We start from the raw sequence: 26,710 nt of genomic DNA on the forward strand, positions 1-26,710 counted from the left end.
CTGCTCCCTCCCGAACTTCCGCACCGATATCACTGCAAGGTCGACTCCGCACCGCCGGAGGCGGCGCCGACGAGGCGGGAATAGGCGAATATCCTCGACGGTTGTCGAGGGTGATGGGTCGGCGAGAGCCGAGACGATGTGTGGAGAGGTTCGATTGTGCTCGTGATCAGGGCCGACCTGGTGGATGCGATGGTCGCGCACGCCCGCGCCGACCATCCCGACGAGGCCTGCGGCATCATCGCCGGACCCGAGGGTTCCGACCGTCCCGAGCGATTCGTGGCGATGATCAACGCCGAGCGGTCCCCCACGTTCTACCGATTCGATTCCGGTGAGCAGCTGAAAGTGTGGCGGGCGATGGACGCCGCCGACGAGGAACCGGTGGTGATCTATCACTCGCACACCGCCACGGAGGCATATCCCAGCCGCACCGATATCGCCTACGCCTCCGAGCCGGGCGCGCACTACGTCCTGATCTCGACCCGCGACCCGCAGCAGCACGAACTGCGCAGCTACCGGATTATCGACGGCGAGGTCACCGAGGAGCCGGTGCGGATCGTCGCCGCCTACCAAACCGCCTGAACACGAAAACTTCCGACCGACTGCCGAGAAGACAACAAGCGAGGAGCACCCATGCCGGTCATCGTGTCCATCCCGACGATCATGCGCACCCACACCGGGGGTGAGAAGCGAGTCGAGGCCAAGGGGGCCACGCTCGCCGCGGTGATCGAGGATCTGGAAGCCAACCATCCGGGTCTGGCCGAGCGACTGCTCAACGAGGGCAAACTGAACCGCTACGTCAACATCTACGTCGACGACGAGGATGTCCGGTTCTCCGGCGGTCTCGACACCGCCGTCGGCGAAGGCGCGACGGTGACGATCCTGCCGGCCGTCGCGGGCGGAGCCTGACGGTCCGGTGGCGCGCTACGAATCCCTGATCGCGACGCTCGGCAATACGCCGCTGGTCGGCCTGCGCAATCTGTCCCCGCAGTGGGAGGGCGAATCGCCGGTGCGGTTGTGGGCCAAACTAGAGGACCGCAACCCCACCGGGTCCATCAAGGACCGCCCGGCCCTGCGCATGATCGAACAGGCCGAAGCCGACGGCCGGCTCACTCCCGGCTGCACGATCCTCGAACCGACCAGCGGCAATACCGGGATCTCGCTGGCCATGGCGGCGAAGCTCAAGGGTTACCGCCTGGTGTGTGTGATGCCGGAGAACACCTCGGTGGAGCGGCGCCAGCTGCTCACCATGTTCGGCGCCGAGATCATCGATTCGCCCGCCGCCGGCGGTTCCAACCAGGCCGTGGCCAAGGCCAAGGAGATCGCCGCGGCGAACCCCGGCTGGGTGATGCTCTACCAGTACGGCAATCCCGCGAACGCCCTCGCCCACTACGAGACCACGGGGCCGGAGATCTTCGCCGACCTGCCGGAGATCACCCATTTCGTGGCCGGCCTGGGCACCACCGGCACCCTGATGGGCACCGGACGTTACCTGCGGGAGAAGGTCGCGGGTATCGAGATCGTGGCCGCCGAACCCCGGTACGGCGAACTCGTCTACGGATTGCGCAATATCGACGAGGGCTTCATCCCGGAACTGTACGACGAATCGGTACTCACCAGCCGCTTCTCCGTCGGCCCCTACGACGCGGTCCGCCGGACCCGCGAGCTGGTCCTCGAGGAAGGTATCTTCGCCGGGATCTCCACCGGCGCGATCCTGCATGCGGCACTGGGCGTGGCCCGCAAGGTCGTCGCGGCGGGCAAACGAGCGGATATCGCCTTCGTCGTAGCCGACGCAGGCTGGAAATATCTGTCGACCGGCGCCTACGACGGAACCCTCGAAGAGGCCGAAGAACGCCTCGAAGGCCAGCTCTGGGCTTGAGTTACTGCGGCGCGTCCGGCGCGCGGGTTCCGATCCCTCGTGCGCCGGCCGTCCGGCGGGGTCGTCGCCTCCATGGTTGACGACCGTGGGCCCCGATCGGTGTGCCCGGAGGCGGCACCACAAACCCAGTACCCTCGGGGTAGGGCGCGCGGAGCGGGTTCGGTGCGCCGAGGAGGAGGATCGTCATGACCGGTGGCGCACCCCTGGGCGCATCGTTCGACCCCGATCGTATTTCGGCGCTCCGACCGGCTCCCGGCGGCGGGTCCGGCCCCGGCGCACCGGCCGGCCGGCCGCGTTTCACCGCCGGGCGGTCCTGGGCGCGCGCCGCGGTGCTGATGGCCGCGTTCGTCGTCCTGCTGTATTCGATCGAATCGGTGGATTCGATCATCGACTACTGCATCGATTGCACCGCGGGGATCGAGCCGCGCGTCGTTCACGGGCTCGACGGCATCCTCTTCGCTCCGCTGTTGCACGGCGGCTGGGATCATCTGATCGGCAACACGCTGCCGGTGCTGATCCTGGGATTCCTGACACTGGCCACCGGTATCGGCCGTGGGCTGGCCGCCACGGCGATCGTCTGGATCGTCGCCGGGTTGGGCACCTGGCTCACCGGCGGTGCCAACTCCGTGCATATCGGCGCCTCCTCGCTGGTCTTCGGCTGGCTCACCTATCTCATCTGCCGCGGCTGGTTCGCGCGCCGGATCGGCCAGATCGTGCTCGGCCTGGTGGTACTCGCCTTCTACGGCTCCCTGCTGTGGGGCGTTCTCCCAGGTCAAGACGGAATCTCCTGGCAGGGACACCTTTTCGGGGCAATGGGTGGACTCATTGCCGGCTGGGTACTCTCCAGTGATGAACGTCGACACCGCCGGCAACTGCGCACCGGGACATCCGTCCCAACCCGGTGACCGCGGATGCGGCCAGTATTTTCGGGGGATGCGGTCTTGAATCGGGAAACATCGTGGCAGCATGGGCACATGCGCCTCACGGTCCTCGGGTGCTCGGGCAGCGTGTCCGGCCCGGATTCCCCAGCGTCGGGTTATCTGCTCACCGGCCCGGATATGTCCCCGGTGGTCATCGATTTCGGTCCGGGGATCCTCGGCGCATTGCAGCGATACGCCGATCCGGGCGAGGTCGATATCTTCCTCACCCACCTGCACGCCGACCACTGCCTGGATCTCCCGGGCCTGCTGGTCTGGCGGCGCTACCACCCCGCCCCGCCCACCGGGCAGGCCATCGTCCGCGGGCCGTCGGACGCTCCGGTACGCATCGGCAATGCTTCGGCCGAGGTCGGCGGTGAATGCGACGACTGGTCCGATGTGATCGATTTCCGTCCGTGGGCGGAGCAGGACACGGTCGAGTTCGGTCCCGGCCACACCATCACCGCGCGCCGGATGTTCCATCCGCCGGAGTCCTACGGATTGCGTATCGTCACCGCCGCCGGGCGCACCTTCGTCTACACCGGCGATACCGCCGTCTGCTCGGCAGTCCAGGAACTGGCCCAGGGCGCGGATGTGCTCATGGCGGAGGCGTCCTGGACCCACGATCCGGCGAATCGCCCCGAAGGCATACATCTTTCGGGCACCGAAGCCGGCCGGATCGCGGCCGCGGCGGGAGTCGGGGAACTGCTCCTCACCCATATCCCGCCGTGGACTTCCCGCGAAGATGTCATCGCCGAGGCAAAGGCCGAATTCACCGGCCCCGTGCACGCGGTGGCACCGGGCGAGACCTTCGACTTGTAACTCCGGCGCCGGTGCTCGGCACGCTCGGTCCCGTCTCGCCGCCGCGCGGCAGCATCCCCAGTGCCGACCGCAAGCCCGGCACGGACGCCCTCATCATGCGACGTCCCCACCGTGAACGGTCTCCGCCCCGTCGCGGACCGCTGCCACCGGCCCGTGGCCGACACGCTCCCCCGAGCGGTCGGCAGATTGCGGGGTCCCGTACCGGCTCGGCGTTGGCGACCGGACGCTACGACCCCGGCGGATACGCACGAGGTGCCCCCACTACGCTGAGCCCGTGTCGAGACGAGCCGATGGCAGGGCGGACGACGAACTCCGCGAGGTACGGATAACCCGAGGTTTCACCACGCATCCGGCCGGTTCGGTGCTGGTCGAGTTCGGGCAGACGCGGGTGATGTGCACGGCCAGCGTCACCGAGGGCGTACCGCCGTGGCGGCGCGACTCCGGTTTGGGCTGGCTCACTGCGGAATACGCGATGCTACCGGCCGCCACCCATACCCGTAGCAGCCGGGAATCGGTGAAGGGGAAGGTCGGCGGGCGCACTCAGGAGATCAGCCGGTTGGTCGGCCGGTCTCTGCGCGCCTGTATCGACCTGGCCGCCATCGGCGAGAACACCATCGCCGTCGACTGCGATGTGCTGCAGGCCGACGGCGGGACCCGCACCGCCGCCATCACCGGCGCCTATGTCGCGCTGGCCGATGCCGTCACCTATCTCGGCGCCGCGGGCGGGCTCGCCGATCCGCAGCCGATCTCCTGCGCGATCGCCGCGGTGAGCGTCGGGGTCGTGGACGGCCGGGTCCGGCTGGATCTGCCGTATGAAGAGGATTCGCGCGCCGAGGTCGATATGAATGTCGTCGCCACCGATACCGGCACCTTGGTGGAAATCCAGGGCACCGGCGAAGGCGCGACCTTCCCGCGTTCCACCCTCGACAAGCTCCTGGATTCCGCGCTGGCGGGCTGCGAGCAACTGTTCGCGGTGCAGAAACAAGCGCTGGCGCTGCCCTATCCCGGCGTGCTGCCCGAAGCTCCGGAACCGGCGAAGAAGAAGTAATGACCCGCCGGGTGCTGCTGGCCAGCCGTAACGCCAAGAAACTGGACGAGCTGCGCCGGATCCTGGACGAGGCCGGCGTCGCCGGGATCGAGATCGTCGGGCTCGACGATGTCCCGGATTATCCGGAGGCGCCCGAAACCGGGGCGACCTTCGAGGAGAACGCGCTGGCCAAGGCCCGGGACGGGGTGGAGGCGACCGGGTTGCCGTGTATCGCCGACGATTCCGGGATCGCGGTGGACGCATTGAACGGGATGCCGGGCGTGCTGTCGGCTCGCTGGGCCGGGCGGCACGGCGACGACGCCGCCAACAATGCCCTGCTGCTGGCACAGCTCGCCGATGTTCCCGACGATCGCCGCGGCGCGCGTTTCGTCTCGGCGTGCGCGTTGGTGCTACCGGACGGCGCGCAGACCGTGGTGCGCGGCGAATGGCCGGGGACCATCGCGCGCGCGCCGCAGGGCGACGGCGGTTTCGGCTACGATCCGCTGTTCCATCCAGAGGGCGGTGAGCTCAGCGCGGCTCAGCTGACCCCGGCGCAGAAGGACGCGGCCTCGCATCGCGGCCGGGCGCTGGCCGAACTGCTACCGGCACTCGCCGGGCTGACCGGCTGACCGGAACGGGACCTTTCGCCTGACCAGCGCTACGCCCGCTGCTGCGGGGCGCGACGACCGGCTCCGGGCAGGAGCCGACGTTCTCGGCCACGGTGCCCCGGGCCGTCTCGATTCCGGGGCGGGCATATCGTCAGTTCCGCGGCAGGTCGATCAGACCCCGAAGTCGCGTTTGACCTGCTGGGTATTGCGGTGCTCGACGAAGAAGGACAGCAGCGGGATCGTGCCCGCCAGCAGCGTGCCGATGGTGCGTTTGATCGGCCAGCGCACCTTGACCGCGAGGTCGGCGGTGAGGATCAGGTAGATGAAGTACGCCCAGCCGTGCACCAGCGCGATCCACCGCGGAGTGTCCACACCGAACCCGTACTGCGCGATCATCTCGGCGGTGAGCAGCAGCAACCACAGGCCGGTGATCCAGGCGAGGGCACGGTAGCGCAGGAGCGCACTCGCGATCTTGCGGTCTCCGGCGGGCCGGGCCGGCTCGGCGGCGACGGTGGTTTTCTCGCTGGCGGTCAACCGGCGCTCCTCTCGGGATCGCGGGCTTGGCTGCCCGCTTGGTCGCCGGCGTTCAACCGGGCGAGGTAGCTGTTGTATTCGGCGAGCACCGGGTCGGTGTCGCGGGTGGCTTGCGGTCGTTCCGGCAGGAAACCGGCCGGGATCTCGCGCGGTTCGCGGACGATGGTGCGCCGGCGGCTCGGCCGTACCGATGCGGCGTCGCCGGCCGGTTCGGCACCGGTAGCCGCCGGCTCCGTTTCGCCGACCGTGTCCGGCGTCTCCGTGACCCGGTTCGCGGATTCACCACCGGGGGCGTCCTGTGCTCCTGCTTCCTGTTCCAGCCGCACGAACCGGAAGTAGGCGAACAGTGCGAAAGCGCCGAACAGCGGCCACTGCATCGCATAGCCGAGGTTCTGCGCCGTCCCGCTGGCCGAGGAGAACCGTTCCCACTGCCACCAGCCCAGTGCCACCGCGGCCACCGCGAGCACGACCGCCAAGACGATCAGGGCGGGGCGGTGCACGGTGTGGCGAGGTGTTTCGGACACGCCCACCACGGTACCCGTCTACTACACCGGCCGTAGTGTGAGGTAGGCGTCGCGGGGTCGCCGTCGGTGCCGGTCAGAGGTCGTAGCCGACCCCGGTCATCCGCTCCGATTCTTCCCACAACCGCCGCCACAGGCCGGTGTTCTTCGACAGCCGGGTCGACGGGGAGGCCGCTACCGGGCCCTGGGACTGGAACAGCCGGGTCGGGCCCCAGTAGGTCTGCGGGTCGGCATCCGGCATCGTCGCCGCGAACAAGGTGGAATGCGCCGCTTTCGCCGGGGCATGCCCGACCAGCCGGATCACGGGTTTGCTGACCAGATCCAGTGGGGTTTCGGTGCGCGTGAACAGTTCGGTGGCCGAGACTCCGGGATGCACCCCGTAGGACCGTTTCGGCGAACCGGCCGCCGCCAGCCGCCGCTGCAGTTCGCGCGCGAACATCAGGTTGGACAGTTTGGCCTGCGCATAGGCGAGGTTGCGTTGGTAGCGCCGGTTCTCGTAGTTCAGGTCGTCGATCCACAGTTTGGGTGTCTGCTTGTGCGCGATGCTGGCCAGGGTCACTACTCGGTCGCGCATCCGGTCCAGCAGCAGCCCGGTGAGTGCGAAATGCCCGAGATGGTTCACCCCGAACTGGGTTTCGAAACCGTCCACGGTGCGCGAGAACGGCACGTTCATAAGCCCCGCGTTGTTGACGAGTACATCGAATTCACCTGTGGCCTCGGCGAATTCGCGGATCGAGGACAGATCGGCCAGGTCCAGCCGGCGAACCTGGAGATCGCCGCCGATGCTCTCGGCGACCGCACGGGCTTTCTCGGTGTTGCGGCAGGCCATCACAACGGTGGCCCCCTTGCCGGCCAGAACCTTGGTGGTCTCGGCACCGAGGCCGCCGTTGGCTCCGGTGACGACGAATACGCGCCCGCGCTGGTCGGGCATCTGATCGGGTTTCCACGCCATGCTGCGACCTTACTTCCGAGTAAGTTCGCTGTGAAGGGCAACACACACCACTCGCCCCGCCGCACGCGACGCCGGACCGCGCGGTTCGCGACTGCGCGCACGGGTGTCGGTGGAGCGCAGTAGGCTGCCCGAGTGCCCGAACTCCCACCCGTATCGACCCTGCTGGCGACTGCTGTATCCGCACTCGGCGGTAAGGAGCGCCCTGGTCAGATGACCATGGTGGCCGCGGTGGACGATGCCATCGAGACCAAACGGCATCTCGCGGTCCAGGCCGGTACGGGTACCGGCAAATCCCTCGCCTATCTGGTGCCCAGCTTGCGCCACGCGGTCCGGACCGGGCGCACGGTGGTGGTCTCCACCGCCACCATCGCCCTGCAGCGGCAACTCGTGGACCGGGATCTGCCCCGGCTGGCCCAGGCTCTGGCGAAACCACTGGGGCGCCCCCCGGCGTTCGCGATCCTCAAGGGCCGCAACAACTATCTGTGCCTCAACAAAATCAACAGCGCTGTCCCGGACGAACCGGCCGAAGCGGAATTGTTCGACGCTTTCGCGGTCTCGCGGCTCGGCCGCGAGGTCAAACGGCTCAACGAATGGGCCTCCGACACCGAAACCGGCGACCGCGACGAACTCGCCCCCGGGGTCAGCGACCGCGCCTGGCGGCAGGTCAGCGTGTCGTCGCGGGAATGCCTGGGTAAATCCCGCTGCCCGTTCGGCCAGGATTGTTTCGCCGAACGCGCCCGCGCCGAATCGGCGCAGGCCGATGTGGTCGTCACCAATCACGCGCTGCTGGCCATCGATGCCATCAGCGGAATCCAGGTGCTCCCGGAACACGATGTGGTGGTCGTGGACGAGGCGCACGAACTGGTCGACCGGGTCACCGGTATCGCGACCGCCGAACTGTCGGCGACGGCCATCAGCGCCGCCGCCCGGCGCTGCGCCAAACTCATCGACGAGCAGGAGGTAGACCGGCTCGAGGCGGCCGCCGAAGCCTGGCACAGCACCCTCGAGGATCTCGGCCCGAGCCGCTGGGAAGCACTGCCCGACGGGGTGGGCCAGGTCCTCGCCCTCATCCGGGATGCCGCTTGGAACGCGCGCACCGCACTCAACCCGCAGGGGTCCGCCGCACCGGGTTCGGATCCCGAGGCCGCCGCCGGCCGGAACATGGCCGTGGCCGCGGTCGAGGAGATCCACGACAGCGCGGTTCGCGCCCTCACCGCTTTCGACGAACCCGATCCGGCGGCCCGCCGCGATGTGGTGTGGCTGTCGGCCGACGAGGTCCGCGGTGTCACCCGCCGCTCGCTGCATATGGCACCGCTTGCCGTAGGCGGATTGCTGCGCAGCCAGTTGTTCGGGACCGCCACGGTCATCTTGACGTCGGCGACCCTGCAGATCGGCGGTACGTTCGACGGCCTGGCCCGCACCTGGGGCCTGCCCCCGGAATCCGGCGGCAAGGTCGACCCCGCGCTGGCCAACGGCGGCGAAGCTCCCGCGGACGCCGGCACCGTTCGCTGGTCCTCCCTGGACGTGGGCTCGCCGTTCGACCACGCGAAATCCGGGATCCTCTATGTCGCCAAACACCTCCCCGCACCGGGCCGGGACGGCCTGCCCCCGGCCTACCTCGACGAAATCGAACGGCTGGTATCGGCCGCGGGCGGCCGGACGCTGGGCCTTTTCTCATCCATGCGCGCCGCGAAATCGGCCACCGAAGCCCTGCGTTCCCGGCTGAAAACGCCGATCCTGTGCCAGGGCGAGGATTCCACCGGCGCCCTGGTGCGCAAATTCGCCGACGACCCGGAAACCTCACTGTTCGGCACACTCTCGCTATGGCAGGGCGTCGATGTCCCCGGCCCGTCCCTGAGCTTGGTGATCCTGGACCGGATCCCCTTCCCGCGCCCCGACGATCCACTCCTGACCGCCCGCCAGCGCGCGGTCGAATCCCGTGGCGGCAACGGCTTTCTCACCGTTGCGGCCAGTCACGCCGCCCTGCTGCTGGCCCAGGGCACCGGGCGTCTGCTGCGCAGCGTGGACGATCGGGGCGTGGTGGCTATCCTGGATCCCCGCCTCGCCACCGCCCGCTACGGCGGTTACCTGCGCGCTTCGCTGCCCCCATATTGGGAAACCGCGGACCCGGACGTCGTACTGAAGGCCCTGCACCGGTTGGATGCCGCCGCAACTGTCTGATCTTGCGCCGGCGTTCCCCGCTCCACTGCGAGCGGGGAGGCCGGGAGCCGAGCGCACCAGAACCCTGGGCGAGCGCGCCGATTTCGGTGCGTCGCTTCGGCGTTCGATCCCGGAGAACCGAATGCCGGCGAATTCGGCGGCACCCGGTGCGGCCGAATTCACCGGACGGAAGCGTAGAACTACAGCACGCTCCCGAGAATCAAGGTGATCACCGCGGTGACGACGGCGGCCACCACCGCGATGCCCCCCCAGACCAGCCCGCTGCGCGCCCACGGCCGGTGGTGGTCCACCGAGAAGCGGCCCGGCCCGGTGAAGGCCAGGGCGGCTGCCACCGTGCCGAACAGCAATCCCATTTCGTAGCCTTGGCCGGTGAGCAGGCCGCCGCTGAAGGTGGTGTGGACGATGACGATGGCCGTGCCCAGCACGATTGCGGCACCCAGCGGTGACAGGGCCCCCAAGGCGAGCAGGAGTCCGCCGGTCAATTCGCTGAGCCCGGCCAGGGTGCCGAAGAAACTGCCGGGGTTGTAGCCCATCTGCTCGAACCCGGCATTGTTGGCTTCCAGTCCGGGGCCGCCGAACCAGCCGAACAGTTTCTGGGTGCCGTGGGCGGCGAACAGCAGGCCGAAGACAAGCCGGAAGAAGAGCAGGCCGATATCGGTCGCCATGGCCTGGTCGCGGATCGTGGGTGAATCGGTGCGGGCGAGTGTCGAGTCGATGGTCATGGAAACCCCTCGTTCAGTGGCATATAGTTAGCCACGGAAACAAACGGACCGAGGTCCGATTCCGTCGCCGGTCGATCCCAACCCCGGCGCGCCGCAGGCTATTCCGGATACCCGAAGAAAATCCGGAGAATCCCCGCCCGGCACGAGCCGCCCGAGACTACGAACCAACCCCCCAGCGATGCCAGGTAAGCCTAACCTATCTACGGTCCGGTTATTCCGCAAGCAGGAAGAAGTACGCGAGGAAGACCACCGTCAGCACCCACATCACCGGATGCACTTCCCGGAACCGGCCCCGCGCCACCATCACCACGGGATAGAAGATCATTCCCATGGCCAGCCCGTTGGCGATCGAATACGTCAACGGCATCATGATGATCGTGATGAACGCCGGGACCGCGAACTCCAGACGGCCCCAGTCGATATCGCCGAGCGAACGCGCCATGAGCACCCCGACCACGATCAGCGCCGCCGCGGTCACCGCACCGGACCCCGCGACCACCGCGAATATCGGGAAGAAGAACATGGCCACCGCGAACCAGGCAGCGGTAGTCACCGCCGTGAGCCCGGTCCGGCCGCCCGCCGAGACGCCGGCTGTGGATTCCACATAGGCCGTGGTGGTGGAGGTTCCGATCACCGCACCCGCCATCGTGCCCACCGCATCGGCCGACAGCGCACTCGACGCCCGCGGCAACTCACCCTTCGCGTTCAGCAGACCCGCCTGGTTCGCCACCCCGATCAGCGTCCCCGACGCATCGAAGAAATCCACGAACAGCATGGTCAGCACCACCACCGCCATCTGCGCGGTGAACGCGTCGGGAAGATGGGCCAGCGCCTGACCGAAGGTCTGATCCAGCCCCCGCGGTACCGAGACCACGTCGCCGGGGACGTCCACCAGACCGGTGAGCATGCCGACCACCGCCGTCGCGACAATGCCGTACAGCACCGCGCCGTGCCAGCCGCGGACCAGGAAAACAACAGTGAGCACGAGCCCGAACAACGCCAGCACCGTTGCGCCCTGCGTGAAATCACCGAGCCCGACCAGGGTCGCCGAATCGTCCACCACGATGCCCGCGTTCTTCAATCCCAGGAACGCCACGAAGGTCCCCACACCGGCCGCGACAGCCAGTTTCAACTGCAACGGAATCGCGTTCAGGATCTTCTCGCGGATCTTGGTGACCGCGAGGACGAAGAAGATCACACCGGACAGCAGCGTGCCCGACAACGCGACCTGCCACGGAATCCCCATCCCGAGCACCACCGAATAGGCGAAGAACGCGTTCAAGCCCATCCCCGGGGCCAGCGCGATCGGGTACCGCGCCCACAATCCCATCACCAGCGAACCCACCACCGCCGCCACCGCCGTCGCGGTGAACACAGCCTGAGTGGGAATGCCCTGCGCGCCGAGGTCGCCCTGGTCGCCGAGGATGGCCGGATTGACCGCCAGGACGTAACACATCGCCAGGAACGTCACGGTCCCCGCCATCAGCTCGCGTCGCACGGTCGAGCCGTGGATACCGATTCCGAAGAACGTATCCACCCGCCCGCGAGTCCGGGTCAGAAGACCTGTGGCCATGGCATCTCCAGTCGGCTAGCGAAACTCCGCCCCGGTGGTCGCCGCCCACCCGGTGCGGTACGGCGCAGGTCAGCGCCAGTGGAACGGTAACGGATGCTTGTTACGAACCGAAGTCACACCACACCGGCGCCCGCCCTGCCCGCAGCCCGGTTCGGCCGGCGACGCCCCCGCGAATCGGTCGATTCCGGTGACGCCCAGCGATACCGAGCCTGCAAGCCCCGCCCGCCCCGTCCGGGATGCGCCGTGCACTGTGACCGAGCCCATCGACGCCACCATGAGATACGGCGCCCGCCGAGCCGAACCGCTCCCCATCGCCCTCGAACCCGATACGGCTTTCGGGAGTCCGCCACCGCACCCTGCAGCCGTACCGAACCGAGCGCCGCCGACTACCGGTTCGCGACCGGACCCGAACGCCCCCGTCCAGCAGCAGCGCCGCCCCCGGCACCATCGCGACCGGTTCACCACCACACCACCCGAACACAACCAGCTGCGGTGCCAGTCCAGCGAGGCCCGCAAAAGTTCCGGCCCACGAAACACCGACACAACCAGCCGCGGTGCCGAGTCCAGCGAGGCCCTGAAAGGTTAGGGACCTAGGGGGCCGAAACCCGCGCCGCCGCAGGCGGCGCAAAAAGACACAGCTCAAGCGTTCGCGACCAGGCCAAGCTCCGCGTGTGATGACAAGAGTTCATGGGCGGGCAACACGCGGACCGTGTAACCGACCGAGCCCGGTAGCGGTATCGGTGTTTCGACCGTGAACACCTCGATGGTGGATTCCGGGGTCTCCGGGCCGGTCGAGGACATTGTGACGACAGTGGTGTCGAACAGTTCGTCGTCGGCCGAGACCCGGCCGAGCACCGCCTGCACCACCACATCCTCGGGCGCCAGCCCGCCCAGGTCGACGCGCGCGGTCAGTGACAGAGGCTCGCCGGGCACCGGTGTGTCGGGCAGGCCGGTGGTGTCGGCCCGGAGGACTCGCACCTGCGGCCAAGCCTGTGTCACGCGGTTCCGGTACTCCGCGCTCTCCCGTGCTCCGCGCAGTTCCGATTCGGTGGCCCGCCGGTACGCGGCGGCTGCCGGGGCATAGTACTGCTGGGCGTAGTCGTGCACCATCCGCTCGGCCTGCACTTTCGGCCCGAGGGTGCGCAGGGTGTGGCGCACCATCTCGAGCCAGCGCGCCGGCAGACCGTGCGTATCGCGCTCGTAGAACCGGGGGGCGACGGTGCGTTCCATCAGTTCGTAGAGTGCGGTGGCCTCCAGATCGTCGCGCCGTTCCTCGCCGACACCGTCGGCGGACGGGATGGCCCAGCCGTTCGCGCCGTCGAACATCTCGTCCCACCAGCCGTCCCGGATGGACAGGTTCAGGCCGCCGTTGAGCGCGGATTTCATCCCCGAGGTTCCGCAGGCTTCGAGCGGTCGCAGCGGATTGTTCAACCACACATCACAACCCCAGTACAGATACCGGGCCATGGACATGTCGTAATCGGGCAGGAAAACGATCCGGTGCCGAACGGCCGGGTCGTCGGCGAAACGCACCACTTGCTGGATGAGCGCCTTACCGCCTTCGTCGGCAGGGTGACTCTTACCCGCAACCACCAGCTGCACCGGATGGTCCGGGTCCGACAGCAGGTCGCGCAACCGTTGCGGGTCGCGCAGCATGAGAGTCAGCCGCTTGTAGGTGGGGACCCGCCGCGCGAATCCGACGGTGAGCACCTGCGGATCGAAAACACTGTCCACCCACGACAGCTCCGCTTCGGCGGCACCGCGCTGCAGCCACGATTCGCGCAACCGCCGCCGCACCTCGCCCACCAGAGCCGCGCGCAGCGTGTTACGGACCTCCCACAGCCGCTCCGGCGCCAGCTCACCCAGCTGCGCCCACCCACCGGGACCGTCCAGTAGTTCGCCCCATTCCCGCGCCGCCCAGGTGGGGGCGTGCACACCGTTGGTCACCGACCCGATCGGTACCTCGGCGGCGTCGAACCCGGGCCACAGCGGGTTGAACATCTCCCGGCTCACCTCCCCGTGCAGCCGGGATACGCCGTTGGCGCGCTGCGCGAGCCGCAACCCCATATGCGCCATATTGAACACCTCGGGATCGGCTTCCCGGCCCAGCCCGACGATCCGGTCCACTCCGATACCGGGCAGCAGCGGTGAATCCGTCTCCCCCGACGATCCGCCGAAATACCGGTGTACCAGCGATATCGGGTACCGGTCGATACCGGCCGGGACCGGGGTATGCGTGGTGAACACGGTCCCGGCCCGTACCGCGGCCAGCGCGGTATCGAAATCGTGCCCGGCAGCGAGGTATTCGCGAATCCGTTCCAGTCCGAGGAACCCCGCGTGCCCCTCGTTCATATGAAAGACCTCTGGATCCGGGAGACCGGTCGCCGCGGTGTAGGCCCGCACCGCCCGCACACCCCCGATGCCGGCCAGGATCTCCTGTTCGATTCGGTGGTTCTGGTCGCCGCTGTAGAGCCGGTCGGTGACAGCTCGCAGATCCGGGTCGTTGGCGGTGATATCGGAATCCAGCAGCAGGAGCGGAACCCGGCCCACCTGCGCAATCCACACGCGCGCCGCCAGCACCCGCCGATCCGGCATCGCCACATGCACCAGGACCGGCGAACCTTGCGCCGTCAACGGCCGCAGCGGCAACTCCTGTGGGTCCAGCACCGGATACCGTTCGACCTGCCGGCCGTCGGCGCTCAGCGACTGCCGGAAATAGCCCGACCGATAGAACAGCCCGACCGCGATCAACGGAAGGCCGAGATCGGAGGCGGCTTTCAGATGATCCCCGGCCAGGATCCCGAGGCCACCGGAATAATTCGGCATCACCTCGGTGACCCCGAACTCCATCGAGAAGTACGCGACCCCCCGCACTCCGAAATCCGGCCCGGGCCGTTCCAGGTAGTCCCGCAGATCCGCGGCCGCGGTATCCAGCAGCGCGCAGTATCCGGCATCGTCCGCGAGCTCGGCCAACCGGCCGGCCGGCACTTCCGGCAACATCCGCACGGGATCGTGCCCCGCCTGCGCCCACCGCACCGGGTCGAGTGCGGCGAATACATCCTGCGTTGGAGCGTGCCACGACCAGCGCAGATTGGTCGACAGATCGCCCAACGCGGCCAAACGCTCCGGCAGATGGGCGCGGACGGTGAACCGACGCAGTGCCTTCATGCTGTAATTTTGGCGCGCCTGCGCGCGCGGGGTTCCGGCCCCCCTGGATCTGGACCGCCGCAGTGGTGGAGCGAAGCGGAGGAGGGAAGATTCGGGACAAGGGGGCCCCGAGCCCGAGCCGCCGCCGGCGCCGCAAATATTGTGGTGTGGATGACCGGCCGCATCGCCATCGATGACACCGCCCCGTATATCCCCGGAGGGTATCCGGCGAAGGCGGTGGTGGGGGAAACGTTCCCGGTGCGGGCCGTCGTATGGCGCGACGGCCACGGCAGCGTAGGCGCGAGCCTGGCGGTCCGCGCGCCCGGGTCGACGCGGTCGGTCCGTATCCCGATGACTCCCGACTACGAACCCGACGTGTTCAACGGGATCTTCACCCCCGACCGGCCCGGGCTGTGGCATTACCGGGTGGAGGGCTGGGCCGATTCGATCGCGGCCTGGCGCTCGGCGGTCGAAGCGAAATTGGCGGTCGGGCAGAGTACGGCCGATCTGGCCAACGATCTGGAGATCGGGGCGCGTCTGTTCGACCGGGCGGCGCAGGCGGTCGGTAAGAAACAGTTCGAGCGGCTGCGTGCGGTGGCGGCGGCGCTGCGCGGATCCCAGCAACTGCCTGCCCGGGTCGCGCCCGCGTTCACCGACGAGGTGGCCGAGATCTTGCGCGCGAATCCGCTGCGGGATCTGGTGACGCGCGGCCCGCAGTTCTCGGTGCTCGTGGAACGGCCTCGCGCGCTGACCGGCGCGTGGTACGAGTTCTTTCCCCGCTCGACCGGTGGCCGCGATGCCGACGGCCTGCCGGTCCACGGCACCTTCGCCACCGCGGCCGCCGAACTGCCCCGGATCGCGGCAATGGGCTTCGATATCGTCTATCTGCCGCCGATCCACCCGATCGGCCGGGTGAACCGGAAGGGCCGCAACAACGCCCTCACCGCCGGCCCCGGCGATGTAGGTTCCCCGTGGGCCATCGGCGCGGCGGAGGGCGGGCACGATGCCTTCCATCCGCAGCTCGGTACCGAGGCCGATTTCGTCGCGTTCGTCCGTGCCGCCGCCGCTCTCGGGCTCGAGGTGGCCCTGGATCTGGCGCTGCAGTGCGCGCCGGATCACCCGTGGGTCACCCAGCATCCCGAATGGTTCACGACCCTGCCGGACGGCACGATCGCCTACGCCGAGAACCCGCCGAAGAAGTACCAGGACATCTACCCGCTCGATTTCGACAACGACCCAGACGGCCTGTACGCCGAGATCCTGCGGGTGGTGCGGTATTGGACCGGGCTGGGAGTGAAGATCTTCCGGGTCGACAATCCGCACACCAAACCGGCGGACTTCTGGGAGTGGCTGATCACCGCGGTCCGCCGTACCGATCCGGATGTGGTGCTGTTGTCGGAAGCCTTCACCTATCCGGCCCGGCTGTACGGTCTGGCCCGGCGCGGTTTCAGCCAGTCCTACACCTATTTCACCTGGCGCACCCATAAGCACGAGCTGACCGAGTTCGGCCGCGAACTCGCCGCGAAAGCCGACGAGGCGCGACCCAACCTGTTCGTCAACACCCCGGATATCCTGCACGAAAGCCTCCAGCACGGCGGCCCGGGAATGTTCGCGATCCGCGCGGTGCTCGCCGCCACCCTGGCCCCGAGCTGGGGGGTGTACTCCGGTTACGAGCTCTACGAACACCAGCCCGTGCGTCCGGGTAGCGAGGAGTACCTGGATTCGGAGAAGTACGAACTGCGTCCCCGACCGTTCGCCGAAGCCCGGGCCCGCGGCGAATCCTTGGAACCGTGGCTCACCCGGCTCAACGAGATCCGCCACCGCCACCCGGCGCTGCGGCAGCTGCGCTGCCTGCATTTCCACCACATCGACAACGACAACCTGCTGGCGTATTCGAAGGTCGACCCGGTAACCGGCGACGCCGTCCTGGTGGTGGTGAACCTGAACCCGTTCACCGCGGAACAGGGCATGCTGTCCCTGGATCTGCCCGCCGTCGGCCGCGAATGGCACGACCATCCGGTGGTCCACGACGAGATCAGCGGCGAGGAGTACCACTGGGCGCAGACCAACTACATCCGGCTCGACCCGGCGCGCGCGGTCGCCCACGTCATCGCCTTGCCGCCCGTACCGCAGCATGCTCGCGCCGGCCTGGCCTACCGGCGGACGCTGCGGTGAACCGGCGCGATCTGCTGCTGCTGGCCGCGGGCAGCCATCCCGATCCCCACACGGTGCTGGGCGCCCACCCGGTCCCGGACGGCACGATCGTGCGGGTGTTGCGGCCGGATGCGGAGGCGGTCTCGGTCCGCGTCGGCGGGGCCGACCATCGGCTCGAGGCATCGGGCCACGGCGTATTCGGCGGCGTACTTCCCTACCCCGAACTACTGGACTACCGGGTCGTCACCACCTACCCGCACCACCCGACCATGGTCCTCGCCGACGGCTACCGCTACCTGCCGACCCTCGGCGCTCTCGACCTGCATCTGATCGGTGAGGGCCGCCATCAGCGGTTGTGGCAGGTACTCGGTGCGCATCCGCGCCGTTATCCGGGTCTGGACGGCGAGGTCACCGGGGTCTCGTTCGCGGTGTGGGCGCCGAACGCCCGCGGTGTCACCGTATTCGGCGATTTCGACAACTGGCAGGGCGGTACCTGGCCGATGCGTGCCCTCGGCAGTTCGGGCGTCTGGGAGGTCTTCGTACCGGGCGCTGCCCCCGCCGATCGCTACAAATACCGCATCCACGGCGCCGACGGCCGCGTCACCGACCATGCCGACCCGCTCGCGTTCGCCACCGAACTCCCTCCGGCCACCGCATCCGTGGTCACGCAGAGCCGGCACAACTGGACCGATCAGCGTTGGCTCACCGACCGCGCCCACACCGACCCGGCGCGGGCGCCGCTGAGCGTGTTCGAAGTACATCTCGCCTCGTGGCGTCCCGGCCTGGGTTACCGCGAACTCGCCGGACAACTCAGCGACTACGCACGCCGCCTCGGTTTCACCCATGTGGAACTGCTGCCCATGGCCGAACATCCCTTCGGCGGCTCGTGGGGATACCAGGTCACCTCCTACTACGCCCCCACCGCACGGTTCGGCAGCCCGGACGATTTCCGTGCCTTCGTCGACCATATGCATGCCGGCGGAATCGGCGTCATTCTGGATTGGGTACCCGGGCATTTCCCCCGCGACGCGTGGGCACTGGCCCGATTCGACGGCACCCCGCTCTACGAGCACCCCGACCCGCGCCGCGGCGAACAACCCGCCTGGGGGACCTACGTTTTCGACTACGGCCGACCAGAGGTCCGCAACTTCCTGGTCGCCAACGCCCGCTATTGGATCGAGGAATTCCATATCGACGGGCTGCGGGTCGACGCGGTCGCCGCCATGCTCTACCTGGACTACGGCCGCGAGGACGGCGGATGGGAGCCGAATATCCACGGCGGGCGGGAAAACCTGGAAGCGGTCGAGTTCCTCATCGAGCTGAACGAGAGCCTGCACGGTTCGTACCCGGGTGTGCTGACGATCGCCGAGGAATCCACCACCTGGCCCGGCGTCACCCGGGCGACCGAGGTCGGCGGTCTGGGCTTCACCATGAAGTGGAATATGGGCTGGATGCACGACACGCTCGGCTATCTGAGCCGTGACCCCGTGTACCGCGCCTGGCACCACAACGAGATCACCTTCTCGCTGATGTACGCGTGGAGCGAGAACTACGTACTTCCGATCAGTCACGACGAGGTCGTCCACGGCAAGGGCACTCTGTGGACCCGGATGCCCGGCGACGAGTTCGCCAAGGCCGGCGGTGTCCGCGCGCTCCTGGCCTATATGTGGTCCCATCCCGGTAAACAGTTGCTGTTCATGGGTCAGGAGTTCGGCCACTACCGCGAATGGTGGCACGATCACAGCCTCGACTGGCACGAACTGGACAACCCGCTGCACCGCGGTATCCAGCTACTGGTCGCCGACCTCAACCGCATCTACCGCGAACACCCGGCCCTGTGGAGTCAGGACACCACTCCCGGCGGGCATTCCTGGATCAGCAGCGATGACCGCGACGCCAACGTGCTGGCCTTCCTCCGCCACGCCGCCGACGGCACGGTCGTCGCCTGCGTCTGCAATTTCTCCGGCAGCACCTACACCGATTACCGGATCGGGCTGCCGCTGCCCGGCGATTGGCTGGAGATACTGAACACCGACGCCCTCGAATACGGCGGAACCGGCACCGGCAACCTCGGCGTCGTCCGCGCCGAGCCGGCTCCCTTGCACGACCGCCCCGCCTCCGCGGGGGTCACCGTGGGACCGCTCAGCGTCGTCTGGCTCGTCCCCCGGCACTGACCCGGGTCGCCGTGCGTACCAAAGCCGCAGCGTTCCCGCACCGATCCAGGCAAGACAGGGCCGCGCCACGGTCTGCCCGCCGACATATGTCCCTCGGGACCGGATCCGAGCGGGCGCCACATACGCCGACCGGCTTCGTCACCGTCGTCGGGCGGCCCGGCGCCGGCTTGGCCTCGCCCGCACGAGTGCCGATCCGTCACCGGCTCCTGTGCCGAATCCGCAGTAATGCCGCCGCGGCCGGCCGATACCCGAGAGCAGCCGGCAGGACACCCGGCAGGACCGACTCGGAACACTACGCACCGAACCGCGGCTCGGCAGCCGCAGCGGTCGAGGACCCGTGCGCGTGGGACGGGCTCCACGCACCGGCGTCAGTAGAGCGCAGTCGCCAGCTTGCGCCGCGCCGCGACCACGAAAGGCTCCGCTTGGTCGAACAGTTCGAACAGCTCCACCAGGCGCGTGCGCACGGTGGCCCGCTCATCGCCCGACGTGCGTTTGATCAGGCCGATCAGCCGGTCGAACGCCGCCTCGGGTTGCTGCTGGAACATCTCCACATCGGCGGCGTCGAGCGCGGCCGCGATATTGCCCGGATCCGCATCCGCGGTGGCAATCGCCGTTTCCGGCAGCTGCTGGGCCCGCCCCAGGAACTTCACCTGGCGCAGCGCGGACTTGGCCTCGGTATTGGCCGGTTCCTGGGACAAAATCGATTCGTAGGCCGATTCCGCGCCCGCGAAGTCACCCTGCTCGAGCAGGGCTTCGGCGGCGGCGAAGCGAGGATCCGCGGGCGGCTCCGGGGCCTCACCGCCCGGATCACCTTCGAGCTTGCCCTCCACCGCCTGGACCACGGCGGCGAGCCACTGCCGGACCTGCTCCTCGGGCTGCCCGCCCTGGAAGTCCGCGAGTGGCTGACCACCGGCGACGGCGATCACCGTGGGAATGCCCTGGACGCCGAATGCCTGCGCGATCCGCATATTGCTCTCGGCTTCGACGGCGGCCAGATCCCAGGTGCCGTTCGCCTCGCCCAGAAGCCGCTCCAGCAACTGCACCAATTCGATGCTGCCGGGGCTGCGCTGCGAATACAGCGCCACCACGACCGGCACCTGCATGGAGCGGCGCAGGACCTTGGTCTCGAAATCCGCCTCGGTGACCGTATGGTCACCGGACGCAGCCGCGGCGCCCGCGGGCGGCTGTTTCAGGGCGGACAGATCGACCGCCCCGGACATGGCGGCGGCTACGGCTGGTGAAGGACGGCGTGATGCTGGTCGAGTCACAGCATCCAGTCTGTCACGACGAGGTGGCGAGGGTCTTCGGGGACTCGGTACCGGACACGCCCTGCTGGTCGAATTTGCCGGTGCGCACGGCCCACACCTCGAACAGCACGGTGAAGAACGGCGGGATGCTGGACAGCAGCGCCAGCACGGTGGTCTTCCAGTTCCATTCGAATTCACGCGCGGTCACGAGCGCGATCAGCACGAACAGGACGAAGACGCCGCCGTGTACCGGGCCGAAGATCTTCACGCCGATCTCGTTGCCTTCTTCCGGAAGGTATTTGAACGCCATTCCGGTCAACAGACCCAGCCAGGACAGCGCCTCGAGCACGGCGAAGAAGCGGAACCGACCGGCAGTGGTACCCAGACCAAGAAAGTTCATGGGCACCATTGTGCCTCAGCCACTACATTGCGTCGTAGTCGAACCGGTCACACCGGTCATACCGGACGCTCAGACCCGGACGATCAGCGCATCCCCCTGGCCACCGCCACCACACAGCGCCGCCGCCCCGACCCCGCCGCCGCGCCGCTTCAACTCCAGCGCCAGATGCAGCACGATCCGCGCACCCGACATCCCGAGCGGATGCCCGATCGCGATGGCGCCACCGTTCACATTGACCTTCGCCGGGTCGATCCCGAGCTTGCGCGTCGAAGCGATACCCACCGCCGCGAATGCCTCGTTGATCTCCACCAGGTCCAGATCGGCCGGTGCGATGCCCTCCTTGGCGCACGCCTTGGCGATGGCGTCGGCCGGCTGGTCCTGCAGTGTCGAATCCGGGCCGGCCACCACACCGGCGGCACCGATCTCGGCAATCCAGCTCAGCCCCAGCTCCTGCGCCTTGGCCTTGCTCATCACCACGACAGCCGCCGCGCCATCGGAGATCTGCGATGCCGAACCCGCCGTGATCGTGCCGTTCTTGCTGAACGACGGCCGCAGCTTGGACAGCGATTCCGCGGTCGTATCGGCGCGAATACCCTCGTCCTGCCGGAACAGCACCGGATCGCCCTTACGCTGCGGCACCTCGACCGGCACCACCTCGTCGTCGAACACCCCGTTCTTCCACGCGGCGGCCGCCCGCTGATGCGAGGCCGCGGCGAAGGCGTCCTGATCGGCGCGGGTGATGGGATCGGTCTCGTTGCGCTGCTCGGTGAGCGCGCCCATCGCCTGATCGGTGAAGATATCGTGCAGCCCGTCGTAGGCCATATGGTCGCGCAGCGTCACATCGCCGTACTTGAATCCCTCCCGGCTCTTCTCGAGCATATGCGGAGCGCGGCTCATCGACTCCTGACCACCGGCGACCACGATCTCGTACTCGCCGGCCCGGATCAGCTGATCCGCCAGCGCGATGGCGTTGATACCGGACAGGCACACCTTGTTCAGGGTGAGCGCCGGAACATCCATCGGGATACCGCCGGCGACCGCGGCCTGCCGCGCCGGGATCTGCCCCGCACCGGCGGTGAGCACCTGTCCCATGATCACGTAGTCGACCTGGTCGCCACGAACACCGGCCTTCTCCAGCGCACCGGCGATGGCGACACCGCCGAGCGCCGAACCGCTGAAATCCTTCAGGCCGCCCAGCAGCCGGCCGACCGGGGTACGTGCACCGGCAACGATCACGGAGTTGGTCACGACAAGCCTCCTGTAATTCTGGAACCGCTCCGCGGCTCGAGGTCGGGGTCCTCGACCGGGTGCGGATACCGGATCGCAGCGGGCAGTCGGGCCGACCGGCTCCAACCGGGCCACCGCGGACCGGGCCACCATCGGCCGACTCGGGTGAACCGACCCGACGCGCTACCCGCGAGTAACGCATCGTGCGGACCCTTCCACGGTAACCCGGCGACTCCGGCATTCGGCCCGCAGGGATGCGCAGATCACCTGCGATTACATGAAGGCAGCCGCCATCAGTTTCCGGTGAACGGGTGGGTACGCACCGGCGGCACACCGGAACGCGCTACGTTCGAAGAGTGAGCACCGCTACCCCGTCATCAGAATTCATTCCCGCCGACTACGTCGTCGCGGTGGACCACGTCGGCATCGCCGTGCCCGATCTGGACACGGCCGTCGCCTGGTACGCCGAGAACCTCGGCCTGGTCGAAACCCACCGCGAGGTCAACGACGAACAGGGCGTCCAGGAGGCGATGCTGTCCGCGCCCGCCGCCGAGGACGATTCGACTGCTCTGCAGTTGCTGGCACCGCTGAACGAGAGCTCCACGATCGCGAAGTTCATCGACCGCAGCGGACCTGGCCTGCAGCAGTTGGCGTTCCGAGTCACCGATATCGACGCCGTTTCCGCATATCTACGCGATCGCGGAGTGCGTTTGCTGTACGAGGCGCCGCGCCGCGGAACCGCCGATTCGCGCATCAATTTCATCCACCCGAAGGATGCTGGCGGTGTGCTGGTCGAGTTGGTCGAGCCGGACCCGAATGTTACGCACTAGTATCGTAATCGGACCGTTAGGCGTACCTCCGATAACATTCCCGGTCGGCTCACCATGCGCCGGTCTCAGGCTGTAGTTTGTTGGCCATGTCGTCACCCGAGTCCGATCGCAATCGCTTCGTTGCGCTGCCCTTCACCGTCGTGCGCAAGGGTTATGCGCAAGACGAGGTACGTAACTATTTCGACCGTTTCGATGCCGAGTTGCGGGTCACCGCCACCGACCGCGATGCCGCTGCCGCCCAGGCCCGCAACCTCGCCAGTCAGCTGGAGGATGCCCGCGACGAAATCGACGAGCTCCGTAAGGAGGTCGACCGGCTGTCCGTCCCGCCGACCACCGCGGAAGGGATGAGCGATCGCATCTCCCGGATGCTGCGATTGGCTTCCGACGAGGCCTCCGAGGTCCGCGCGCTGGCGCAGGCCGAGGCCGCGGAGATGGTTTCCATCGCCGAGCAGCAGGCCGCCGAGATGCGCGGTAAGTACGAATCGCTGCTCGCCGAAACCAAAGAGAAGCGCGAAGCTCTCGAAATCGAGTACGAGCAGACCCTCGCGAACGCACGTACCGAATCGTCGAAGATCATCGAAGCCGCCCAGGCCGAGGCCGAACGCCTGGCCAAGGAGTCCGAGGCCAAGCGCAAGGCCACCCAGCAGGACTTCGAGGTCACCATGGCCGAGCGTCGTACCAAGCTGACCCGCGCCATGGAAGAACTGGAGGCCACCAGCCGCGCCGAGGCCGCCCAGCGGATCAAGGACGCCACCGACGAGGCCAACCGTCTCATCACCTCCGCCACCCAGACCTCCGAGCGCAAGATCGCGCACGCCAAGGAACTGGCCGAGGAGATGCGCGTCCTGCGCGGCCGCGTCCTGGCCCAGCTGCTCGGTATCCGCGGCCAGCTCGATTCGGTGCCCGCCATGCTGGCCGCCGTCAACCGGGAAAGCGAACTGCTCGACGGGGTGCCCGAACAGCCGCGTAAATCGATCGGCAGCGGGCAGAACAAGTCGGTATCCGGCCGCAACAATCAGAAGGCGATCCCCGAGGTGAACGCCGACGACGAGTCGGACGATATCGTCGAAGAAGAACGCGAAAACGCCGACATCAGCAACTAGAGTTCCATCAGAGCTGCTGTCGGAACGTGTACGGCGACACGGAAATCCCTCCGAAGGCCGCCCCCGCGGGGGCGGCCTTCCTCATGTCGAGGCACCGCGTGCCCGGCCCTGACCAGGCCGGCCTCATACCGAACAACCCGCCCGCAGCCGGTCCCTGAGCGCCCGGCCACCGGACAGTTCGCTGTGTCGCCGCATCCCGCCGATTCATATCGGATCTCCGATCGGTACCCGAGCCGGCTGGGTCCCCGCTCACGAAGCCGGCCGCGCCGCTCTACTGCTCCCGTGTTCCCCCGAAGCGCTCGACCGTTCAGCCCGCTGCGCCCCGGGGCGCGATCCATTCCGTGAACCGGCCGGTGGAGGTCCGATGCTGCGACAGCGGCCGGCACGTCGACCGGCTCAGGACCACTGCCGGGTGATTCCGCGGGTGCCCCGTCCGCTCCAGCACCCCCGATGCCAATGCCGGCGGTCCGTCTCCCCGCTACCGGCGGGCCAGGCCACCACATGCGGAACTCCCGGCATGATCTCGTGATCGCAGCCCGGGCAGCGGTACCGTTTCACCGCTCGCGCGCCCGGCACCGTCCGCACTACGTATTCGTCGCCGTCGGGCCCGGTTTCGGTCCGGCGGTAGACATCGCCCAGCCCGGTGCCCAACCGTTGCGACTGCGCTCCGTAGCGCCCGCTGCGCGGTTTTCGTCGTGGCATGGCTTCCAGCTTAGAAGAGCCGGAATTCGTTGCTCTCGGTCCCGCGCAGAGCGTTGTAATCCAGGGTCAGGCAGCGAATCCCGCGATCCTCCGCCAGGGTCCGCGCCTGCGGTTTGATCTGCTGCGCCGCGAACACCCCCGCCACCGGCGAAAGCAGCGGATCCCGGTTCAGCAACTCCAGGTAGCGCGTCAACTGTTCCACCCCGTCGATCTCCCCCCGCCGTTTGATCTCCACCGCGACCGTACGCCCGTCCGCATCCCGGCACAGGAGGTCCACCGGCCCGATCGCGGTCATGTACTCCCGGCGGATGAGGCTGAACCCTGCTCCGAGGGTTTCCACATGCTCGGCCAGCAACTCCTGCAGATGCGCCTCGACTCCGTCCTTGACCAGCCCAGGATCCACCCCCAGTTCATGGCTGGAATCGTGCTCGATCTCCTCGATCCCGATCCGCAATTCCTCCCCCGCTTTGTTGCTCACCACCCAAAGTGCCTTGAACTGCCCCGCCGCATCCGGCTCTCGCTCGTCCAGCCAGCACGGCGGACTCATCCAGTTCAACGGCTTATAGGAACCTCCGTCGGAATGCACCAGCACCGACCCATCCGCCTTCAACATCAACAGCCGGCGAGCTATCGGCAGATGAGCGGTCAACCGCCCCACATAGTCGACCTGGCAACGAGCAATCACGAGTCGCATCCGGCAGAGTCTAGGTGTTGCTCACGGCGCCTCGAAGCAGTAGGTCTTCTCTTCGGTCTCGTCGACGAAATTCGACATATACGCGGTGGTCTCGTCCATGATCGGCGTCCCGCACACATCCGTGGACGTTGCCCGCGGCAATATCTGGACGAGACGAGCGGAGTCACTGCCACAGGCGGGCCGATACTCCCCCTTGTTCAGCAATACGTGGTAGCACCGGCCAACTGTCAATTGCGGGGTGCCGCAGGCAGTGAGAAATACGTGCTCGCCGTAGTGTTTTCCATAGACCTGATAAAGGATCTGGTCATCGGTACAGGTCACCTCGTCACCGGGATCGTCCGGATTCTGGGATTTCACGATCTTGACGGTTGCCCGTGGGTCCGCGCAGTTCACCGGGTTCACCGGGTCGCCCATATGGTGCGTCACCGTATCTGTACAAGACCCGAGTGCTGGATAGTCCAGGGGCCCGGATGCCTGCTTGCGCTGCTCCACCCAGAAGTACACGCCGCCCGCCAGACCGAACGTAAGGCCGAGTACCACGACAACCGCGATCACCACCCTGGCAACGGAGGCGGGCCGTTGCGGCGGCTGCGGGTTCATGGGCGGGCCAACTGGAAAGCCTCCGTACCCGGGTGGCCCGGGATATCCGCCCCCAGGCACGGGCGCACCGAATGCCGGTCCACCGTACGCACCGTTTCCCGGAGAACCATATGAATAAGCCACGGAGCCCCCTTCTCCGGCACCACTCGACGCCGGCGCCATCGCAAGATCCCCCCGACGCCCGCCGGCGGAGACTGTACCGAAAGAAAAGATACCGCAGTCACACAAGGCGAAGTACACCTCAGTTGGCGCTTCCGGCTGAAGTCGCCCAACCCTCGCATATCCGAACCCGCCGGTTACTTACCGATTTCGGCCAGGTGAGCCAGTGCCGGCTATATGCGCCGCGTGACCGAGGATCTCCCCGAAACAGCTGCCCCAGAACGCACTCTAGGGGCCCACAAATGTGGGCCCCTAGAGGGAATTATGTTCCGGCGGTGTCCTACTCTCCCACACCCTGTCGAGTGCAGTACCATCGGCGCTGGCAGGCTTAGCTTCCGGGTTCGGAATGGGACCGGGCGTTTCCCTGCCGCTATAACCGCCGTAACTCTATGAAACTATCCACAGAGAGCCACCCCCCAACTACTCCACGAATGAAGGATTGTGGGTGTCTTCTGTATCTGTGTGTTGTTTCAGATACTGCACAGTGGACGCGTAGCAACCTTTGTTTGTAAGCCCTCGGCCTATTAGTACCGGTCACCT

The 26,710-nt window shown here is 67.6% G+C and carries 24 protein-coding genes and 1 rRNA gene; 12 read left to right on the top strand and 13 right to left on the bottom strand.

Features of this window, described 5'->3' with window-relative positions; all coding sequences use genetic code 11:
• Positions 1–156: 156 nt before the first annotated feature.
• The 7 genes from IU448_RS21420 (at position 157) to rdgB (ending at position 5,271) form a co-directional block, all read left to right on the top strand.
• The gene (locus IU448_RS21420) at positions 157–579 is read left to right on the top strand and encodes a Mov34/MPN/PAD-1 family protein (RefSeq protein ID WP_195057416.1); all 423 of its coding nucleotides are present in this window, start codon (positions 157–159) and stop codon (positions 577–579) included.
• A 51-nt stretch (positions 580–630) separates the two neighbouring features.
• Positions 631–906 carry a MoaD/ThiS family protein gene (locus tag IU448_RS21425; protein WP_195057417.1) on the top strand — a complete coding sequence of 92 codons (276 nt, stop codon included), beginning with the start codon at positions 631–633 and terminating at the stop codon, positions 904–906.
• A gap of 7 nt (positions 907–913) precedes the next feature.
• Positions 914–1,876: a PLP-dependent cysteine synthase family protein gene (locus tag IU448_RS21430; protein ID WP_195057418.1), complete on the top strand. Its 963-nt coding sequence runs from the start codon at positions 914–916 to the stop codon at positions 1,874–1,876.
• A gap of 185 nt (positions 1,877–2,061) precedes the next feature.
• The gene (locus IU448_RS21435) at positions 2,062–2,781 is read left to right on the top strand and encodes a rhomboid family intramembrane serine protease (RefSeq protein WP_195057419.1); all 720 of its coding nucleotides are present in this window, start codon (positions 2,062–2,064) and stop codon (positions 2,779–2,781) included.
• A 69-nt stretch (positions 2,782–2,850) separates the two neighbouring features.
• Positions 2,851–3,615, top strand: a complete 765-nt coding sequence (locus IU448_RS21440) for a cyclic nucleotide-degrading phosphodiesterase (protein WP_195057420.1) — start codon at positions 2,851–2,853, stop codon at positions 3,613–3,615.
• A 274-nt stretch (positions 3,616–3,889) separates the two neighbouring features.
• Complete coding sequence (gene rph / locus IU448_RS21445) at positions 3,890–4,663, top strand: ribonuclease PH (protein WP_195057421.1); 774 nt, start codon at positions 3,890–3,892, stop codon at positions 4,661–4,663.
• Complete coding sequence (gene rdgB, locus IU448_RS21450; protein WP_195057422.1) at positions 4,663–5,271, top strand: RdgB/HAM1 family non-canonical purine NTP pyrophosphatase; 609 nt, start codon at positions 4,663–4,665, stop codon at positions 5,269–5,271. The genes rph and rdgB overlap by 1 nt, the downstream gene beginning before the upstream one ends.
• Before the next feature lie 150 nt (positions 5,272–5,421).
• Here the strand turns inward: rdgB and IU448_RS21455 are convergent, their stop codons facing one another.
• From IU448_RS21455 to IU448_RS21465, 3 genes are all read right to left on the bottom strand, one after another.
• Entirely contained in the window at positions 5,422–5,784 is a 363-nt protein-coding gene (locus tag IU448_RS21455) for a DUF3817 domain-containing protein (protein ID WP_195057423.1), read from the bottom strand.
• Positions 5,781–6,308, bottom strand: coding sequence for a transcriptional regulator (locus IU448_RS21460; protein WP_324188660.1), 528 nt, complete (start codon positions 6,306–6,308; stop codon positions 5,781–5,783). The genes IU448_RS21455 and IU448_RS21460 overlap by 4 nt, the downstream gene beginning before the upstream one ends.
• Positions 6,309–6,381: 73 nt before the next feature.
• Positions 6,382–7,257 (bottom strand): oxidoreductase, encoded by an 876-nt coding sequence (locus IU448_RS21465; protein ID WP_195057425.1) that lies wholly within the window; start codon positions 7,255–7,257, stop codon positions 6,382–6,384.
• 132 nt (positions 7,258–7,389) lie between these two features.
• Between IU448_RS21465 and IU448_RS21470 the strand changes: the two genes are divergently transcribed.
• A complete protein-coding gene (locus tag IU448_RS21470) occupies positions 7,390–9,438 on the top strand; it encodes an ATP-dependent DNA helicase (RefSeq protein ID WP_195057426.1) in 2,049 nt (682 codons plus the stop codon).
• A 179-nt stretch (positions 9,439–9,617) separates the two neighbouring features.
• Here the strand turns inward: IU448_RS21470 and IU448_RS21475 are convergent, their stop codons facing one another.
• The 3 genes from IU448_RS21475 to glgP all read right to left on the bottom strand — a co-directional run bounded on the left by IU448_RS21475 (position 9,618) and on the right by glgP (position 14,901).
• Positions 9,618–10,160: a DoxX family protein gene (locus IU448_RS21475; protein WP_195057427.1), complete on the bottom strand. Its 543-nt coding sequence runs from the start codon at positions 10,158–10,160 to the stop codon at positions 9,618–9,620.
• Between the two features lie 211 nt (positions 10,161–10,371).
• Positions 10,372–11,733 carry an NCS2 family permease gene (locus IU448_RS21480; protein ID WP_195057428.1) on the bottom strand — a complete coding sequence of 454 codons (1,362 nt, stop codon included), beginning with the start codon at positions 11,731–11,733 and terminating at the stop codon, positions 10,372–10,374.
• A gap of 639 nt (positions 11,734–12,372) precedes the next feature.
• Positions 12,373–14,901, bottom strand: a complete 2,529-nt coding sequence (gene glgP, locus IU448_RS21485; RefSeq protein WP_195057429.1) for an alpha-glucan family phosphorylase — start codon at positions 14,899–14,901, stop codon at positions 12,373–12,375.
• A 150-nt stretch (positions 14,902–15,051) separates the two neighbouring features.
• On the opposite strand from glgP, the gene IU448_RS29090 reads away from it, so the two are divergent.
• On the top strand, positions 15,052–17,055 hold the full coding sequence (locus tag IU448_RS29090) for a maltotransferase domain-containing protein (protein ID WP_228813697.1): 2,004 nt from the start codon (positions 15,052–15,054) through the stop codon (positions 17,053–17,055).
• Positions 17,052–19,208, top strand: coding sequence for a 1,4-alpha-glucan branching protein GlgB (glgB, locus tag IU448_RS21490; RefSeq protein WP_280457106.1), 2,157 nt, complete (start codon positions 17,052–17,054; stop codon positions 19,206–19,208). Before IU448_RS29090 ends, glgB begins: the two co-directional genes overlap by 4 nt.
• Before the next feature lie 368 nt (positions 19,209–19,576).
• On the opposite strand, the gene IU448_RS21495 is transcribed toward glgB, so the two are convergent.
• The 3 genes from IU448_RS21495 to IU448_RS21505 all read right to left on the bottom strand — a co-directional run bounded on the left by IU448_RS21495 (position 19,577) and on the right by IU448_RS21505 (position 22,103).
• Complete coding sequence (locus IU448_RS21495) at positions 19,577–20,428, bottom strand: tetratricopeptide repeat protein (protein WP_195057502.1); 852 nt, start codon at positions 20,426–20,428, stop codon at positions 19,577–19,579.
• A 61-nt stretch (positions 20,429–20,489) separates the two neighbouring features.
• Positions 20,490–20,855 carry a DUF3817 domain-containing protein gene (locus IU448_RS21500; protein WP_416383031.1) on the bottom strand — a complete coding sequence of 122 codons (366 nt, stop codon included), beginning with the start codon at positions 20,853–20,855 and terminating at the stop codon, positions 20,490–20,492.
• Between the two features lie 69 nt (positions 20,856–20,924).
• Positions 20,925–22,103: an acetyl-CoA C-acetyltransferase gene (locus IU448_RS21505; RefSeq protein WP_195057432.1), complete on the bottom strand. Its 1,179-nt coding sequence runs from the start codon at positions 22,101–22,103 to the stop codon at positions 20,925–20,927.
• Positions 22,104–22,438: 335 nt separating this feature from the next.
• Between IU448_RS21505 and mce the strand changes: the two genes are divergently transcribed.
• Both mce and IU448_RS21515 read left to right on the top strand, forming a co-directional pair.
• Positions 22,439–22,912, top strand: coding sequence for a methylmalonyl-CoA epimerase (gene mce / locus IU448_RS21510; protein ID WP_195057433.1), 474 nt, complete (start codon positions 22,439–22,441; stop codon positions 22,910–22,912).
• 86 nt (positions 22,913–22,998) lie between these two features.
• On the top strand, positions 22,999–24,015 hold the full coding sequence (locus IU448_RS21515) for a hypothetical protein (RefSeq protein WP_195057434.1): 1,017 nt from the start codon (positions 22,999–23,001) through the stop codon (positions 24,013–24,015).
• Between the two features lie 396 nt (positions 24,016–24,411).
• Here IU448_RS21515 and IU448_RS21520 read toward each other — a convergent pair whose 3' ends face one another.
• The 4 genes from IU448_RS21520 to rrf all read right to left on the bottom strand — a co-directional run bounded on the left by IU448_RS21520 (position 24,412) and on the right by rrf (position 26,554).
• On the bottom strand, positions 24,412–24,717 hold the full coding sequence (locus tag IU448_RS21520; protein ID WP_195057435.1) for an ATP/GTP-binding protein: 306 nt from the start codon (positions 24,715–24,717) through the stop codon (positions 24,412–24,414).
• A 10-nt stretch (positions 24,718–24,727) separates the two neighbouring features.
• Positions 24,728–25,411 carry an endonuclease NucS gene (gene nucS / locus IU448_RS21525; protein ID WP_195057436.1) on the bottom strand — a complete coding sequence of 228 codons (684 nt, stop codon included), beginning with the start codon at positions 25,409–25,411 and terminating at the stop codon, positions 24,728–24,730.
• Positions 25,412–25,432: 21 nt separating this feature from the next.
• The gene (locus tag IU448_RS21530) at positions 25,433–26,011 is read right to left on the bottom strand and encodes a hypothetical protein (protein WP_195057437.1); all 579 of its coding nucleotides are present in this window, start codon (positions 26,009–26,011) and stop codon (positions 25,433–25,435) included.
• Positions 26,012–26,437: 426 nt separating this feature from the next.
• A 5S ribosomal RNA gene (gene rrf, locus IU448_RS21535) occupies positions 26,438–26,554 on the bottom strand.
• Between the last annotated feature and the right edge of the window lie 156 nt (positions 26,555–26,710).

This window comes from Nocardia flavorosea, assembly GCF_015477805.1.
Lineage (GTDB): Bacteria > Actinomycetota > Actinomycetes > Mycobacteriales > Mycobacteriaceae > Nocardia > Nocardia flavorosea_A.